At 47.6% G+C, this 15,654-nt stretch carries 15 protein-coding genes and 2 riboswitches; of the genes, 4 read left to right on the top strand and 11 right to left on the bottom strand.

Going from position 1 to position 15,654, the window contains the following annotated elements; genetic code table 11:
• Window positions 1-165: 165 nt before the first annotated feature.
• Window positions 166-543 carry a hypothetical protein gene (locus C9I92_RS13780; protein ID WP_242551862.1) on the bottom strand — a complete coding sequence of 126 codons (378 nt, stop codon included), beginning with the start codon at window positions 541-543 and terminating at the stop codon, window positions 166-168.
• 244 nt (window positions 544-787) lie between these two features.
• On the opposite strand from C9I92_RS13780, the gene C9I92_RS25795 reads away from it, so the two are divergent.
• A complete protein-coding gene (locus C9I92_RS25795) occupies window positions 788-922 on the top strand; it encodes a hypothetical protein (protein WP_282958009.1) in 135 nt (44 codons plus the stop codon).
• Between the two features lie 183 nt (window positions 923-1,105).
• On the opposite strand, the gene C9I92_RS13770 is transcribed toward C9I92_RS25795, so the two are convergent.
• The 4 genes from C9I92_RS13770 to C9I92_RS13750 form a co-directional block, all read right to left on the bottom strand.
• Window positions 1,106-1,729, bottom strand: coding sequence for an HAD family hydrolase (locus C9I92_RS13770; RefSeq protein WP_047885359.1), 624 nt, complete (start codon window positions 1,727-1,729; stop codon window positions 1,106-1,108).
• A gap of 481 nt (window positions 1,730-2,210) precedes the next feature.
• Window positions 2,211-2,990, bottom strand: coding sequence for a carbon-nitrogen hydrolase family protein (locus C9I92_RS13760; protein ID WP_084712558.1), 780 nt, complete (start codon window positions 2,988-2,990; stop codon window positions 2,211-2,213).
• Window positions 2,991-3,137: 147 nt separating this feature from the next.
• Window positions 3,138-3,632: a GNAT family N-acetyltransferase gene (locus C9I92_RS13755; protein ID WP_047885356.1), complete on the bottom strand. Its 495-nt coding sequence runs from the start codon at window positions 3,630-3,632 to the stop codon at window positions 3,138-3,140.
• A gap of 76 nt (window positions 3,633-3,708) precedes the next feature.
• Window positions 3,709-4,551, bottom strand: coding sequence for a PhzF family phenazine biosynthesis protein (locus tag C9I92_RS13750; protein ID WP_047885355.1), 843 nt, complete (start codon window positions 4,549-4,551; stop codon window positions 3,709-3,711).
• A gap of 443 nt (window positions 4,552-4,994) precedes the next feature.
• On the opposite strand from C9I92_RS13750, the gene C9I92_RS13745 reads away from it, so the two are divergent.
• Complete coding sequence (locus C9I92_RS13745) at window positions 4,995-6,530, top strand: Na+/H+ antiporter NhaC family protein (RefSeq protein WP_047885354.1); 1,536 nt, start codon at window positions 4,995-4,997, stop codon at window positions 6,528-6,530.
• Between the two features lie 226 nt (window positions 6,531-6,756).
• On the opposite strand, the gene C9I92_RS13740 is transcribed toward C9I92_RS13745, so the two are convergent.
• Both C9I92_RS13740 and C9I92_RS13735 read right to left on the bottom strand, forming a co-directional pair.
• Window positions 6,757-7,524 carry a transporter substrate-binding domain-containing protein gene (locus C9I92_RS13740; protein WP_242551879.1) on the bottom strand — a complete coding sequence of 256 codons (768 nt, stop codon included), beginning with the start codon at window positions 7,522-7,524 and terminating at the stop codon, window positions 6,757-6,759.
• Window positions 7,525-7,777: 253 nt separating this feature from the next.
• A complete protein-coding gene (locus tag C9I92_RS13735) occupies window positions 7,778-8,491 on the bottom strand; it encodes a response regulator transcription factor (RefSeq protein ID WP_242551861.1) in 714 nt (237 codons plus the stop codon).
• 857 nt (window positions 8,492-9,348) lie between these two features.
• A riboswitch (glycine riboswitch) is annotated at window positions 9,349-9,475 on the top strand.
• Window positions 9,476-9,502: 27 nt separating this feature from the next.
• A riboswitch (glycine riboswitch) is annotated at window positions 9,503-9,607 on the top strand.
• A gap of 101 nt (window positions 9,608-9,708) precedes the next feature.
• Here C9I92_RS13735 and C9I92_RS13730 point away from each other — a divergent pair.
• Window positions 9,709-11,094 carry an alanine/glycine:cation symporter family protein gene (locus tag C9I92_RS13730; protein ID WP_047885351.1) on the top strand — a complete coding sequence of 462 codons (1,386 nt, stop codon included), beginning with the start codon at window positions 9,709-9,711 and terminating at the stop codon, window positions 11,092-11,094.
• 203 nt (window positions 11,095-11,297) lie between these two features.
• Here C9I92_RS13730 and C9I92_RS13725 read toward each other — a convergent pair whose 3' ends face one another.
• From C9I92_RS13725 to C9I92_RS13715, 3 genes are all read right to left on the bottom strand, one after another.
• A complete protein-coding gene (locus C9I92_RS13725; protein ID WP_047885350.1) occupies window positions 11,298-11,711 on the bottom strand; it encodes an ester cyclase in 414 nt (137 codons plus the stop codon).
• A gap of 141 nt (window positions 11,712-11,852) precedes the next feature.
• Window positions 11,853-12,485: a hypothetical protein gene (locus tag C9I92_RS13720; RefSeq protein ID WP_047885349.1), complete on the bottom strand. Its 633-nt coding sequence runs from the start codon at window positions 12,483-12,485 to the stop codon at window positions 11,853-11,855.
• A gap of 159 nt (window positions 12,486-12,644) precedes the next feature.
• A complete protein-coding gene (locus C9I92_RS13715) occupies window positions 12,645-13,319 on the bottom strand; it encodes an HAD family hydrolase (protein WP_047885348.1) in 675 nt (224 codons plus the stop codon).
• Window positions 13,320-13,729: 410 nt separating this feature from the next.
• Here C9I92_RS13715 and C9I92_RS13710 point away from each other — a divergent pair, with 410 nt between their 5' ends.
• Window positions 13,730-14,035 carry a high-potential iron-sulfur protein gene (locus tag C9I92_RS13710; protein WP_047885347.1) on the top strand — a complete coding sequence of 102 codons (306 nt, stop codon included), beginning with the start codon at window positions 13,730-13,732 and terminating at the stop codon, window positions 14,033-14,035.
• Window positions 14,036-14,154: 119 nt separating this feature from the next.
• On the opposite strand, the gene yegD is transcribed toward C9I92_RS13710, so the two are convergent.
• Entirely contained in the window at window positions 14,155-15,507 is a 1,353-nt protein-coding gene (yegD, locus tag C9I92_RS13705; protein WP_047885346.1) for a molecular chaperone, read from the bottom strand.
• Window positions 15,508-15,654: the final 147 nt, after the last annotated feature.

Below are 15,654 nucleotides of genomic sequence, written 5' to 3'. Positions count from 1 at the left end.
TGACATTTTGTACCCGTCACCAAGTACCCGTCACCAACCAAGTACCCGTCACCAACCAAGTACCTGTCAACAGCAAGGCTCTTCACTTGGGTAACGATGAACAAGGGCGGAACTGAAAATACAAGTAGTGACTGTGAACACAGGCAAGAGGGTTAATTTTTCTGACTAACCGTGCATCGACTTTTTTCTGCCTTTGGGTTCATCAATCCGACGCCGGTGCCAGATCGAATAATGCCGCAGTCCGGCCGGACCATGCGCGACGATGACGGACATCAGAATCACAACGACATAAAGCGCCGCTTTTTCCTCGGGGAGAATAAAGAAGCATGAAAGTAACCCAAGCTTCACCAGAGTGAGCACGCCTTTCAGCTGAATCAGCCATAATCGGGATTGCATCAATTCAAAGGTGATCAACAGGATCCCAGTCACCATCGCCATGATCCACCAGTGTATCCAGACTGCTTTTTCAAGCCCGTACAGGATCCCTCCTGCACTCCCCGCAACGCCCAGAATATGCAGAGCGCGTACTGCAGTTTTACTCAACCTCTGAATCCAGAATCGGGTTTCAGATAAGCCGTACGATGCTGACGGTTCCGTTTCTGATGTTGTGGACGAAGATGTTGTGGACGAAGAGCTTGCAAGTGAAGCCCTTGTGGTCAATGGTTTTATACGCGCAGGTTCTCTATAGGAAGAATTTGAACTTGAAGTGCCTGTAATCGAAGCATCTGTACTTAAAGAATCTGCACTTGAAGAAGCAGTCTGTGAAATATCAGTACATGGCGTATCAGTGTCAGAGCCTGAAATTTTCGCGGCAGGCATGTCGCTGCTATTGGTACAGGAGCGATTAGAACAGGTGCTGTCCGTGCTGGTGCTGCGCGAACCGTTATTACGGCCTTTGCTGTTTGTATGGGGTCGATTGTAATTGTTCATGGCTATCAGGGTATTCCGACGAGCATTAAGAATACCCTTTATATTACTATGTGTAATTCGTTTTATGCCTGAGTGCTTCGTGAATCTCCGTATTGGCGCCTTATGTCTCTTTATAGCCAGGGAGCGGCATGAATGACTCAGTCAAAAAGCAAACCATAGAAATAGACATCGTTTCTTACAGACTTCCGACCAACTCAGCTCGTGGTTTCGCTCGGGTCAGCGTTGTGATTTTACCGTCGACGACCAAGTAACAGTCCATCCCAGCCGACAACGCAGCGGATTGTCCTAATGCTGTATCTTCAAAGACCACACACTCATGTGGCTCCAAACCGATACGCTTGGCAGCTTCCAGGAAAGTATCCGGATCCGGTTTATAGTTCACAACATCATCGGATGTCACTAAGGCATCCAGCAACGGCAGAATCCCTGTTTGACGGAGTAATGGCTCGGCATTCATCATTGCACATCCCGTCCCTACCGCGATTTTCTTGCTGTCTTTGTGATCCAGCAAAACTCGGTGTGTCGCCGGAATCAAATCGCCTTGCTCATCCAGTTCTGCAAAAAAGGTGGATTTGGTTTTGGCCAGTCGTTCAACATCGAAATGCTGACGGAAACGGCGGTTAATTTCTTGAGCCGTGCGTAACGTCGGCATCCCGCCAAGACTATAAAACCACTCTCTGTCGAATGGAATTTCATGAATTGCACAGGTTTTTTCCCATGCTTCGAGGTGGGCAGGCATGGAGTCAATGAGCGTGCCGTCCATATCAAAAATAATGCCTTTATAGCGTGATAAATCCATAGTGCTCCTTGTTTTTTATAAGCGGTCTCTCTTTAATGTCACTGTCATTTTTGACAAAATCACAAGTCGTTCTCCGGTGCTCTGTCATCGGGAAAATAACGTCAGGGGTCAGGCGATGTACTATCAACGCCTTGTAATGTTCTAACAGTTACTGTCCAGGTTTTCCAGAGAAGAGGCGCTTGGCAGCTTGAAAAGCAACCCTTGCTTGCTCCCTCCATCCCCCCATCCTTAACCGTGACCTTTTCTTACTCTCGTCTTGTGTTCCCTTGGGGCCGGGCTTCACTGTATCTCTACCTTGTTTCACTTATATTGCAACGTGGCCCAATCTTTTGTCGGGCCTGCCTTAACTGAGCTTCTTGAACTGACCACCTTCTTTAACTTGGCTTCTTTCGCTAAGCTTCCTTTACCGGCCTTCCTCATCGCGTTTTCAGATGCGGAATGAATCGGCTTGCTATTATTGGATTGATGAAAAGCCAAGCCATTAAACACGAACTGCAAAAGTTTTCTCATTGAGGTCAAAAACACCGACAGCAACCTCATCACGAGGCATGGTATATAAAGTTTCACCATCAGAACCGTAGATGCGGCTACCTCCCATGCCTTTTATACCCGCATCGTTTACCGAGCACGGCCAGTTGCATTGAATAACCACGCTCTGTAAGTTCCTCGCAATGGATGAAGCGCCAGCAAAATAGCCGCTTTGGCTAGAACCATCATCGCTCCCTTCGCCGTCACCATGGCAGATGTAAGATGGCCAAAGGATAAAGTTCAACGGCGCATGACCGACAGTAGATATAAACCACTCATGATCGTCAGCTTCCCGGCACATAAATGATGTGACGTATGATGAACCCAGTTTGATGATATTCCTCGCTGTCCCCGCAGAGAAAATGCGTGCTTCACTGGGCGTCAATCCAACTTTGTCCCAACGGGTCAGGCATTTTCCTTCTGCGGATATGGCCAGATAACTGTTGTATATGGCTGACTCGACCGTGACCGGTGCACCGATAAAGGCGTTTACCTGATACTTTCGGCACGCCTGAGCAACTAAATTGATGGCGTTATCAACGGTATATTTATCAGACTGAGCGATAATATTCCGATGGAAACCACTCAAGCTCAGTTCCGGGAAAACCAGATAATCTAGATCTTCGTGCTGCGCTATGTACTGACAAATCGTTGTGCTATTTTCCTCTGTCGTCCACTGCATTGGCATTTGGACAATACCTATTTTCACTGAATCTCTTCCTTGTGATTTCATGTTTTTACTTTTTTCACTGCAACAAAACTGTTATGAATAAACAACTGAACGAAAAAGCGGTGTCCGAATAATACGCCCCCACAAGTAAACAGACGCCAGTATCAAACTGCACCGCGTTTACTCACTATCAGTAATGCCCTGTGATTGCTACCACCGTTTTTCAAAAAACTGAACCTGCATACCGTCAAAAATTCCGGTTTCTCTGGCAACAAAACCCAGCCTCGCGAGTATGTGTTTTGAGCGCACATTATCGTGTTCGGTTAACGCCAGTATGCGGGAATAACCAGCTTTTTTGGCAGATTCAAGCACGACCTGAGAGGCTTCCGTGGCGTAGCCATTCCCTCTGGCTGACCTTGCCAGCCGATACCCCAGTTCGACACACGGTTCCCCTTGGTATTCAAATGCCTCAAGTCCACAGTAGCCAATTAATTGGCCTGTCGATTTTTCGATCACCGCCAGTTTGCCTGTGCCGTGTAACGTGTAGGCATTCAACAATTGCTCAAAACGCAACTCGGCCTGTGCTGTTGTCATCGCACCCGACGGCGAATATGCCATAAACTCTGCATCTCCCAATAAAGCAGTCATGATCGGTTGATCCGGCCTTTCAAACTGTCGCAGCAATAGTCGAGGTGTGTGGATCATTCTTGTGTCCTTACTGAGTCATGTTTTTGTAACGTGTCGGCGTCTCTACTGCACAAACGATACGAAACGTTCGCCGTTAAAACAGATCGATTTCTGCCCGCTTTTTGACGAAGGATGACAATAAAACAGATTCTGAGCCTGATTTCTTGACCCGGAAAGCGCCGCCGCCGCTGGATACCTGGCGAACATTTAAGGTGTCTGCTTTAAGCCTGTCAAACCAGTATGGGGCCAGTGAACAGTGCGCCGAACCTGTTGCGATATCTTCCGGTATGCCAATTTTAGGGGCAAAGTAGCGTAATACATATTCATCAGGGGCACCCTGTGCCGTCACGATAAATGCGTGGTAAGGGTCAATGTCAGCCAGGCTTGAATAGTCGGGCACAAAATTCACAACGTCTTCTTCGCTGTTCACCACCACCACCAGATCTCTGGTTGTGAACACCTCTTGCGGTGAGGCATCCAGATTGACCGACAGCTCAGCCAGTTCGACATATTGTGCTTGCCAGGCCGGTAGCTCAATCTGATAGCGTTGATCAAATCTCGCTACGGTCAGGTTGCCATATTTACATCGCAACTGGGCAAGGTTGTCCCCCCAATGTTCCGCAATCGCGGCTCCCGCTCCCAGGCTGCCATGACCGCATAAGTTGATCTCTCCAGTCTGTGAAAACCAACGAATCAGGTACGCGCCGGAATCTGCCTCTGCTTCTGAATTAATCCCGACATCCTCCATCGCCTTTACACTACCATTCACTGCGTCAAAATGGTCCGCAATGACAAAAGCTGTAACCGGTTGGGCAAGCCGAGTGGCAATTTGAAGTAATGCCGTATCATCCAACCATGAGTCTAACATCACGACACCACACGGGTTGCCTGATGCGTTTTCACCGCAAAAGACATCATAAATAAATCCCTTAATGATTACTTACCTCGTTTTCTCTCTATGTCTCTTAATTTTCTCAAGTTATCCACTTTCTATTTAGCAGATTCTCGACCGTAGTTCGTCAGCCCTTGTATTCTGTTATCACATAGGAAGTGAATATAAATCAAGCATATAACCAACAATCTCACTCTCTATTTTTTATCTCTCGTCTCTCATGCCTTTTTCATCGTTGTTCACTTGAGCCGTTTAGCGCTCTCTTGGCAGACAGATACCTCAGCACATCAAGATGTACAAAAAACAAACAAATCATTTATGACTTTATGCTGTTCACTATGGTCTTTGGGTTGCTATCTGCTGTCCCCTGGAACTTTTTTGTTAAAAAATTTCTCACTCAGGGTATACATTCAGATTTTTTAAATTTATATTCACTTTATTGATGTATTTATTTTCCCGAACAAGCCCGCGACAGACAGGAAGGTTTTATGGCGCAACCAGAATTTAGCTCACTCATACCCATCATCATTACTCTCACTCTCTCTTTGAGTACACGAAACGTTGTTATTGGCCTGTTTGGTGGTGTATTCAGTGGCGTGGTGATGCTGAATGGTTTTTCACTGCTGGATAACTTCGGTGTCATGGTGAAGGGCCATCTGGTGCCTCAACTCACTGACAGCTATAACGCTGGGGTCATTGTACTGCTTGTCTTTATCGGGGGATTTGTTGCGCTGATGGAACAATCTGGCGGCGGATACGCATTTGCCAAGAAAGTGACGCACTGGGTCAGCACAAAGTGCCGGGCACAGATTTCATCCTGGCTCGGCGGCATTTTCATCTTCTTTTCTGACCTTGGTACGCCACTGATTGTCGGCCCGGTCTTTCGTCCGCTGTTTGATAAGCTGTCTCTTTCTCGTCAGAAGCTGGCATTCATTATCGACTCGACCGCTTCTCCGGTGGCTATTCTGATCCCTTTCATCGGTTGGGGGGTTTACATCATGGGTCTGCTGCAAAAAGAGTTCACGGCCTTGCAGTTGGAAGTGACCGACTGGGATGCCTTTATTCAGGCTATTCCCTTTCAGTTTTACGCGTTTCTGGCTATTGGCATTGTTCCTCTGGTTGCGATTAAAAAACTCGATTTCGGCCCGATGGCCGTGGCTGAAGCCAATGCCAAAGCCGGTATTCAAACCGGAGCAAGTACGGAAACCCTGAAACCCTTTACGCATAAAAATGCAAAAGCCTCTTTTGTGTTCGCACCACTGATTGTCATGGCATCAGTACTGCTCATTATGCTGGTTCCTCTGGGGTTTCCCTTCCAGAAAGTCTCGGGGTCTTTTTTTCGTGCCGCACTATCCAGTGCCTATTTCTTTGCGGCAATGACTGTGATTATCCTGATGGCGTATTACGGAGTGCGTAAATGGCAGGACGGTATCAGCGTGTACCTGAAAGGCATGAGCAATATGATGCAGGTAGCTGTCGTGCTGATTCTGGCCTGGACATTAAGCAGCATTGGCAAAGAACTGGGCGCGGCCGCCTACATTGCCGAACAGGCTCAGGCCGGATTTCCGTACTGGCTGGTGCCTGCTGTTGCCTTCCTGCTGTCTGCGATTATCTCTTTCGCGACCGGATCGTCATGGGGCACCTTCGCTATCATGATGCCTCTGGTTATTCCTACCGCAGTGGCGATTGATGCACCTTTATTTGCCTGCATTGGCGCGGTGTTGTCAGGTGGGTTATTTGGTGACCATTGCTCGCCGATTTCTGAAACCACAATCTTGTCCTCGACCGGCTCCGGGTGTGATCAGTTTGAACACTTTAAAACTCAGTTGCCGTACGCATTACTCAATGGTGGTATTGCCCTTGCCTGTTTCATCGTCGCCGGGGTGTTTGCAAATCCGTTAGTGCTTGGTATCGCATTAATCAGCCAGCTAGTTTTCGTCTATGTGTTGGCTAAATGGCATCAACACCATACCGAATTATCGCACACCACTACCCAGTCGGAACTGACGAGTGATAACGCCTAGCTAACTCGTGCAACTATGGTTCAGCAAACGGGAGTTCAAAAAGCTGGAGTACAGCAAAGATAAAGAGGACAAGACAGTGATCTGAGCTTGTTAACGCTCTTCCTTCAAAAAATAATCGCCACGTTAATTCGTGGCGATGACTTTCATACGGAGTGATGCGACAAGCGTTTTAAACTCAACCACGTAAAATCGCCAACCAGATTTCAATGAATACAGTTAGCCGCACTTATTTCACATCCAGTTTGACCAGCCCCCACTTTTGCGCAATCCGGTCAAAAAATCCCTGTGTTTTTTTCAACTCAATCCAATGGTTGACGAAATTAATCCACGCCTGATCATCCCGGGGCAATAACATGGCGATAGGTGTCGGACGCCGCATTCCATCCACACGTGCTATCGCCAGCTGTGGATATTGGCTGACCAATGTCGCCGCTTCGATGTTAGAGGTAATAATGGCGGTCGTTTTATTTTCCAGCAGAAACTGATGCATGTCAGAAGGACCATCGACGCTGTGCTGCCTGGCATTGGGCAGCAGATCTTTCACAATATTTTGCTGTACCGTACCGGCCTGAGACGTCACGATCACTGACGAGGAATTAAAGTCTTGCCATTGACGAAAACGAGGGGTGTTGGTTTTTTGGATCACCGGAACAAACGCCAGATAAAAGTAGGTATCACTATAGCCTGCCACTCTGGCACGATGCATATTGAGTGAAGCACTTCCTGTCATGTCATATTTTTCTGTCACCACACCGTGAACCAGTGTTTTCCAGGTAGTTGGCACGTATTCAACCGTCACCCCCAAATCTTTTGCCAGCTCAGTGGTGATGTCGATATCAAACCCTCGGTAGAAATTTGTGGCAGGATCACGCATCGTCATCGGGTTCCAGTCGCCGGTTGTGCCAACCCGCAACACACCACGATCTATGATTTCGGTCAGCCGACTTGACGCTGCGAAAGCAGAGACTGACGCCAATGAAAACATCACAAGCATTGCGCTGATTAACAATCGGACAGACCTTACTCTCATACCACCCTCTGATTACAACCAAGGATAAAGTTAAAGATAGCAGTAATTTGCGCTTCGTCTGGTAACTTTTTGCTCTACAGGGAGGATGTCTTAATTATGGTTCAGCCCTTCGATATAAGTCCGGACATACTCTAACGAAGCGCTGATAAGAAAGAAAAAAGCAGTCCGACTTGCGGACTGCCATAGCAATAATCGGGATATGTCAGGTCAGTTGATATTATGCATTCAGATTAAGCTTTCTCATTCTGAACTCACCAGGGGAGCAACCCATGTGTTTTTTAAAGACGCGAGAGAAATATGAAACATCTTTAAAACCGGCAGAATGTGCTATTTGAGAGATCTTTTCTCGGTCTGAACTTAATAATCCACACGCCAGATCCAGTCGCTTTTTAATAATGTACTGTTTTAGAGTGACTCCCATTACACTGTGAAACAACCGGGAAAAATAGGTTGGAGAATAATGACAAGCATTGGCCAGATCTTCCTCCCTTAACGGCGCACTGATGTTCTCTTCGATAATTTTCAGTGCCGGGCGAATGGACAGTTCCCGTTGCTCAAATCCCTGAACAGGTTCAGGTTTCACATTGTGCGTATGCAAGCGACTGAAGCAGGCATCTATCTCCTGTTTGCTGGCACTGGCTGCCAGTACATCTTCGCCACCCGCACGCAACACATTGAGGGCAAGGTCAGCATCAAGTGAATGATACACCACCACAACCTTCGCTTGTGGGAACCGACTTTTGACAGATCGAAGCAGCTCAAAGCCGTTGGATGTCGAGTCGATTACTTCCAGAAAAATCAGCTCCTGGCCGGTCATCGTCGACAATAGCTCAAAGGGAGATACATCAACCACGTCATGTGACAATTTGAGGTTTTCTTTGGCCTCTGCCACTTTATCGTAATGACTACAACTAACCCATATCACGAGCATTTACCTTATTCTTGATCTATGTGTACATACAATTGCGCATGCATCAAAACTCTCCATGTCGTAAATGATGAAAGTCACTTTGTTATATTTTTATAGCCGTCAAAAAAGTGACCACCTATGGATAATTAACGTCTAAAAAAACCAATAATGCCAGATGACAGAGTTGTTGCATCTTTAAGGCTATGCGTGAAGGATGTTCTGCTATTGCCCTGAGTTCAGTCAGTTATTTTCGCTTTCCTTGATAAATCCTCTCTTTTTCTATGTCATTTTTCTCTAATCACATGACACTTATATTTCAAAATAATCTATAAACATCAGTAGAAAGTGGTTGTTATTAAATATTATTCCTGACTTCCAGGTCTCGTCTACGCCGCGAAAAACAAGCAACGAAGACATATTTGCAAGATTAAGACCATCTCATGCTACACATATGCGCAACTGGTTGAGCATAAGATAAAACCCAAAAGGTGACACTGTCACCCACATTGAACTTTTTGTGAGCTTGTTTTTTACGCGAGCAGTACCTTTCATTGGTATATTACCTTCGCACTAACGCCCCGACATGACATCAATACTCCCTCAATATCCACTCAATCCGCCCTCAACACGCCTTAGCAGAGCGTTGAGAAATGACCTCGGGAGACCAGATGCCTTATTGCTCTCCATACAACGCCGCCAGTTCGAGAGCCACGATTGAAACGCTCACCCTGCTATGAATTGTGCAAAAAACAGCCGATAGATTGTCACTTACCACACAATGACTCTATTTCAATCTAAAAAAGCCCTTTTGAGCCGTATTTTTTTGAAGACAATCCCATTTTTATCCATTAGTATGAATCCGCAAATTTCGTGTTCCTATGAAGACAGCAGGAGAGTGGCAAGCACTAAACGTGTAAGCCCGCCGAAGAAGTAAGCAACTATGCCGTTTGTCGTCCCGATGAACTCTGGTTGTAAATCTTTCAGGCACCTTACTGATCGCCCTGAGCGAGTAGCAAGGTATGGACTGTTGTTGGAGGAGCCTCTGGAGAGATCCGTTAAATCGGACGCCGAAGGAGCAAACCTGATGCAAACACTGCTGAAGGTGAAACTCTCAGGCAAAAGGACAGAGGAGATAAGATCAGCAGCACAGAGTCGATTTTTCGCATTGTTCTGTCACCTTACCGAAGGGAAAAACTGTTGTTCTTTATCTCTTCCTTTGATGTTTAAAGGTAAAGAGAATGAATCCGCTTTATAACTTCCTACAATCTATTGATAACTTTATTTGGGGACCTCCCCTGCTTTTGTTGCTGGTGGGTACCGGTTTGTATTTAACAATCCGTTTAGGCCTGATCCAGATTCGCCACCTTCCTCTTGCGCTACGCTACCTGTTTAAAGGCGATAAAAACAGCAAAGCAGCGGGTGATGTATCCAGTTTTGCCGCCTTGTGTACTGCCCTTTCCGCCACGATTGGTACGGGGAACATCGTCGGTGTTGCCACTGCCATTAAATTGGGTGGACCGGGTGCACTCTTCTGGATGTGGCTGGCTGCTCTGTTTGGTATGGCAACCAAGTACGCTGAGTGTCTGCTGGCCGTGAAATACCGCGAGACTGATGCCAATGGCCAGATGATTGGCGGTCCGATGTACTACCTAGAAAAAGGTGCCGGACAAAAATGGCTGGCGAAGCTGTTTGCGCTATTCGCGCTGGGCGTGGCCTGTTTCGGTATTGGTACTTTCCCGCAGGCGAATGCCATTGTGGATGCGGCTGAGCTGTCGTTTGCAGTGCCCAAAGAAATTACCGTTGTTGTGCTGACACTGTTGGTTGCGACCGTAACGTTAGGCGGTGTGAAATCCATTGCCAGCGTGGCCAGCAAAGTTGTGCCATTTATGGCCATCTTCTATATCGTTGCCTGTCTGATTGTACTGGTGTCGCAATACAGCGCCCTGCCGGATGCAATTGCTCTGGTTATCAGTTCCGCCTTTACCGGCCATGCTGCAACCGGTGGTTTTGTCGGTGCCGGTATCATGCTGGCGATTCAGTCTGGTATTGCCCGCGGTGTCTTTTCCAATGAATCAGGTTTGGGCAGTGCTCCAATGGCCGCTGCCGCAGCTAAAACTGATTCGTGTGTTAAGCAGGGCCTGATCTCAATGACAGGTACCTTCTTTGACACCATCATCATTTGTACCATGACCGGTTTGACACTGGTGGTGACTAATGCCTGGCAGAGCGATTATGCGGGTGCGGCGATGACCAGCTATGCGTTCGCGAGTGGGATGAACTCCAGCTTCATTGGCCCGATGATGGTCACTGTGGGGCTGATGTTCTTTGCCTTCACCACCATCCTGGGCTGGAACTACTACGGCGAACGCTGCGTGACTTACCTGTTTGGGGTAAAAGCCATTCTGCCGTACAAAATGTTCTTCCTGATTCTGATTGCTTCCGGCGCTTTCCTGAAACTGGATATGATTTGGCTGATCGCCGATATCGTGAACGGACTGATGGCCATTCCGAACCTGATTGGCCTGCTGTTACTGCGTGACGTGATCATCAGCGAAACCCGTCAGTTCTTTCAGCAGTTATCGGCTACAAGCACAGAATCCGACGCTGAGCTGCAAACAGTGTAATTCCCAAGGGAGCACTGAAGACATTCGTTAGTTACATGTCTCTTTTTATGGCATGCACCAAAACGGCACCCAAAGGTGCCGTTTTTTATTTGGGGCATTGTTTAACCCGCGTCTGACCTGCTCTCACAGCACGCAAGCAACCTCAGTCATCTGTAGCCTTTGCGATACTCGTTCCGGCAGTACAGTCACTTGTCACTTGTCACTTAGTCGAGGTAACGGGTTAATTGCTGATACAGGTCAAAACTGCTGTCTTCAAGCCAGCAGTCAGTGATCAGTCCACCACACTTTTTGAAGTACACCATCCCGGTCATCTCAACTTGCTGTTTTTTCGCCGGAATGCGCACCCAGCCACCGCTGTAGGTTGCATTGCAGGAATACAATACCACCGTTTTGTCCCCCTCCTGAATCACATCACGGATCACAAAATCGACATCACGGAAGCGCTGGCACCAGATAGCGACAAAGTTCAGATATTCCGAGTGGCTTAACGTGTAAGACTTACCGCCTGGAAGATGAAAGTGAAACGGCTCAGCCGCCAATTGCTGCAACCATTCCCCGTCTGCATTTGCCCAAACGTCATGAAACCAATGAAGTATCCATTGTCTATCCTCATCCATGTGATACTACTCCACATTGTTTTGGGGCCCTTATAATGGATTAGCATAGTTTTGTGGTACTTTGCCACCTAATCCCGCATATTTTTGTCATAATGACGGACATTTCAGAGACAATTTCAACCAATAGGCTCAGTCATCGAACTAAATAGATAATCGCTCTTGATGAACTGCCAGCCAGCGTCTCGCCCGATTATCGTCCGTCGTTTTGGCCAGTTGCCGAGCACGTTGTTTCCACTCCGCACGCTCCTTTTCAGGCAGACGGGTAAAGACCACCCCGCTCAAATCCAGCGCAGTTTCTATCGCTACCTGATCGTACCCATGTTGCCGCGCTTCTTGCCAGGCTTTCTCCAGTAACCAGGCAGCTGCCTGAGTATCTTTTTGATAGGCCATCAACCGTGCTTTCTCACGCCAGTAATACACCTTCGCTCTTGGCTGTGCATGTTCCAGATACTGGCTTGCCTGATCCAGATAGAAGTTTGCTTCATCAAACTGTTGGCGTAGAACAAAAGTCCGGGCGATTTGACTGAGTAATTCGCTGAAAAAGGTTTTGTCAGCACTGGCCGCTGCCATATTGAGCATGGCAAAAAAGGCGGATGCCGTCAGCGCTGGCTCATCTTCGTCCCAAAGTGCCATATAATCCGGAAAATTGAGGTCAGCATAACGATGACAATACGGCAGTTGCTCCTCTACCGCTTTAACGCTAATGCTGAAGATAAAACCCGTTGAGAACAGAAGTGTAATAACGAAAGAGTGAATGGGACGCCAAGCTTGCATGTAAACCCCACGAAACGATAGAAACGCTACTATAAAACGATTTGTTTCGTGGGGGACTTTCAACATCCAGCCAGGTCTTGATTCTGGAAGGCTCTTCACATCGTGGGTGAAGCCAAAATCATGTCACGGTTACAGACCGTGGTCGTAAAGCGTGATGCACTAAGCGCACTGCAGTGACAGTTGCGAATAAACGGCCTGATAGTGAGCAAGATTAGGAATGTGGTTGCGACTGTAAGTCCCTCCACCAACTTCTACAAAGTCATAGCCCAGCTCCTGAGAGGCATGCCGGCTTTGAGTTCCTTGCCCAAACACTACGCGACGGCTGAATACCTGCCCGGAGTCCTGTTTGGAACGAAAAGCGGCCAATGCCATGATCTCTGTTCGGTTGAGCGCATCTGACGATGAAGCCATTGTCATGTTAGCGATATCCAGCCCGGCAGCACGAAGCTTCAGACGCGCCACTGATTCCCACGCGCCGGTTGCAATCGCAACATAAGTATCTTTGCGCTCACGAATGTTCGTCAAAAAATCCTGAGCACCCGGACTCACCACCAATGCCTGAGGCTTATCGCCCATTGCCGCATTCAGCCGGGCGAGATAACAACTTTCAACTTTACGATGAACCAGTGTCCGGCTCTCTCTGATTTGATATTTCATCATCAATTCATCAAGCCGACCGGCATCCGTCAGGCTTTTGTAATGCGCCAACTCATCATCTGATTCAAATTCAGGCCGGAACCCCAGAACATCTTCCACAGCCTTCGAGTAACAATCCAGATCGACACTATCGGATTTCACCAATGCACCATCAATATCAATCAAAAACAAGTTCATTACTCATACACCTTTTATTCTGAAACGACCCGTGTCGCTCACCCTGCGTGAGCCAATTCTGATCGCGACAAGATCATGCACTTGTAAACAAAATGTTTCAAGCAATAAATTGATAGTTTGTGTAAATCTTTCCGCCTATCAATCTATTTATTATCAGTGACTTATGTTTAACCCCATGATCGAGATCATGGACTGAACGGTCTTTATACAGTCGTCAACCGTTCTTTATTAACCCTAATCTAGCGTGAAAATGTATCAAAATTGTTAAATTCACATTCATTTTTCTTGACTGTTAACACGCCCGCTTTGACAAAACTCGTCTAGGATGAGAACGACCAATAATAAAAAGTAATGTCGTTTAAAAGATCGTCGTTTTAAAGCACGTCGTGATACAAACAAAGGAAGCAATCATGAATAGAACATCAAGCCGTCGCGGCTTTCTAAAACTCAGTCTTGGCAGCCTGATAGGGATCACTATTGGTAATCAGCTGCTGGTAAAACCTGCTCGTGCAGAAGACCTCCCGCACCTGACCTCCGATGACCCTCAGGCAAAGGCATTAAAATATGTCGAGCAAGCACCTGACAGTGAAAAACACTGCGGTAACTGTGCTCTGCTGCAAGGTAACGAGGGAGATGAATGGCGGCCTTGTGCCCTGTTCCCGGGTAAAGCCGTTAATGTGAATGGCTGGTGTTCAGCCTGGGCCAAAAAGCCGTAAATGAGCCCGTTTCCCGAAATCAACAAGCCTGGTGAAAACCAGGCTTGTCTTTATCTCACGGCGATGAGTGTTGTCCCTGCCCGGCTTGTTAAATTACCGGACAATAGCAACTGCTTAACTCATCGAAAGCAGTGTTCTGCCCAGCGGGCAAGACCCGCCGTAACCGAACCAAAGTAACTGCCACTGACAACCGGCGTTCCCGGCAACAACTGTTCGATACATTGGCGCAAAACCGGCGAACGGGCGGTTCCTCCCGTCATGTATACCACATCAGGCGTTACACCACTTTGCACCATTGCCTCTTCCACCAACTTGCTGATGTGGGCTTTCGGCGCTTCAATCGCGCTTGCCAGTTCATGCTGAGAAACATCCACATGAAGCTGATCAGACAGATACCCGAGATCAATACGATTCAGTGCCTGCTCTGATAATGCAATTTTGCATTCTTCAGCATTGCGCACCAACTGATAACCCAGGGTTTCATGATAAACCCGAATCAGTTTGGCCAGTTTCTCAGGTTCAGCAGCATCACGGCGCAGCTGATCAAGTGTCTTGAAGTTGGCTGATCCGTAAAAGTCTGACTGGGCAACTACATTGTTGATTGCAATCGGGTTCCAGAATTGGCTGACCGGCATGTCGATGCCTTTTTTGGTCTGACTCCCCATGCCCAGTAATGGCATAATCTGGCGAAATGCCAGATAAATATCCAGGTCGTTTCCACCAACCCTCAAGCCACTGTGAGCCAACAGGCTCGACTGACGTTCAGTTTTTCCCGCCCAGCTTGGTCCCATCTGGATCATCGAGCAATCCGTGGTTCCCCCGCCGATATCGACCACCAGCACCGTTTTATCTTCGTTTAGCGTGCTTTCATATTCCAGTCCTGCCGCTACCGGCTCAAACTGGAAAGCAATGTGTTTAAATCCGGCACGCTCAGCCGCCCGACGCAAAATAGTTTCAGCCTGCTGGTTGGCTTTCTCGCCACCGGTTCCCTGAAAGTTAATCGGACGGCCGATCATGGTGCTGTCGATACTGGCCGACAAACTCCGCTCTGCCTGCGATTTGATGTTAGCCATCATGGCGCAGACTAGATCTTCAAAAAAACTGATCTGAACATCCTGCAGACCATTCGCGCCGAGGAATGATTTGGGCGACTTTACGTAATACACTTCTTCCGGATCCGCGAGATAGAGATCCAACGCCGCCTGTCCGAACAGCAAGTCGCCTTTCTCAACCTCTATGTCCTCATCGCGGTTCATGTTGATCGCGCGACGCAACACCTGCTCACCAATCGAATCAGCCGGGCTGATACCCATGAAGCGGTAGAGGTACTCGCTTACCGCTTCCCGAGTAGGCGCACACAACGTCGAAGGGATAAAGGTGTTCTCGCCTTCTAACGGCAGCAGCGTCGGCTGACCGTTTTCCATAACAGCCACTGAACAGTTTGCCGTTCCGTAATCAAAACCGATAAACATCGTATCCTCCGCGCTGATAAAAGCGGGCGATCATACTGCATCTGTCGGAAACTGCAAACAGGATGCTAATCTGACCGTAAATTCACAATAATATTGATATATTTTCGCGTTTTACCGCTTAATATCGGCCATAATTACATTTTCTTT

This window comes from Photobacterium ganghwense (assembly GCF_003025595.1).
GTDB lineage: Bacteria > Pseudomonadota > Gammaproteobacteria > Enterobacterales > Vibrionaceae > Photobacterium > Photobacterium ganghwense.
The sequence above is the reverse complement of the archived record's forward strand: the minus strand, read 5'-3'. Positions and strand labels throughout refer to the sequence as shown.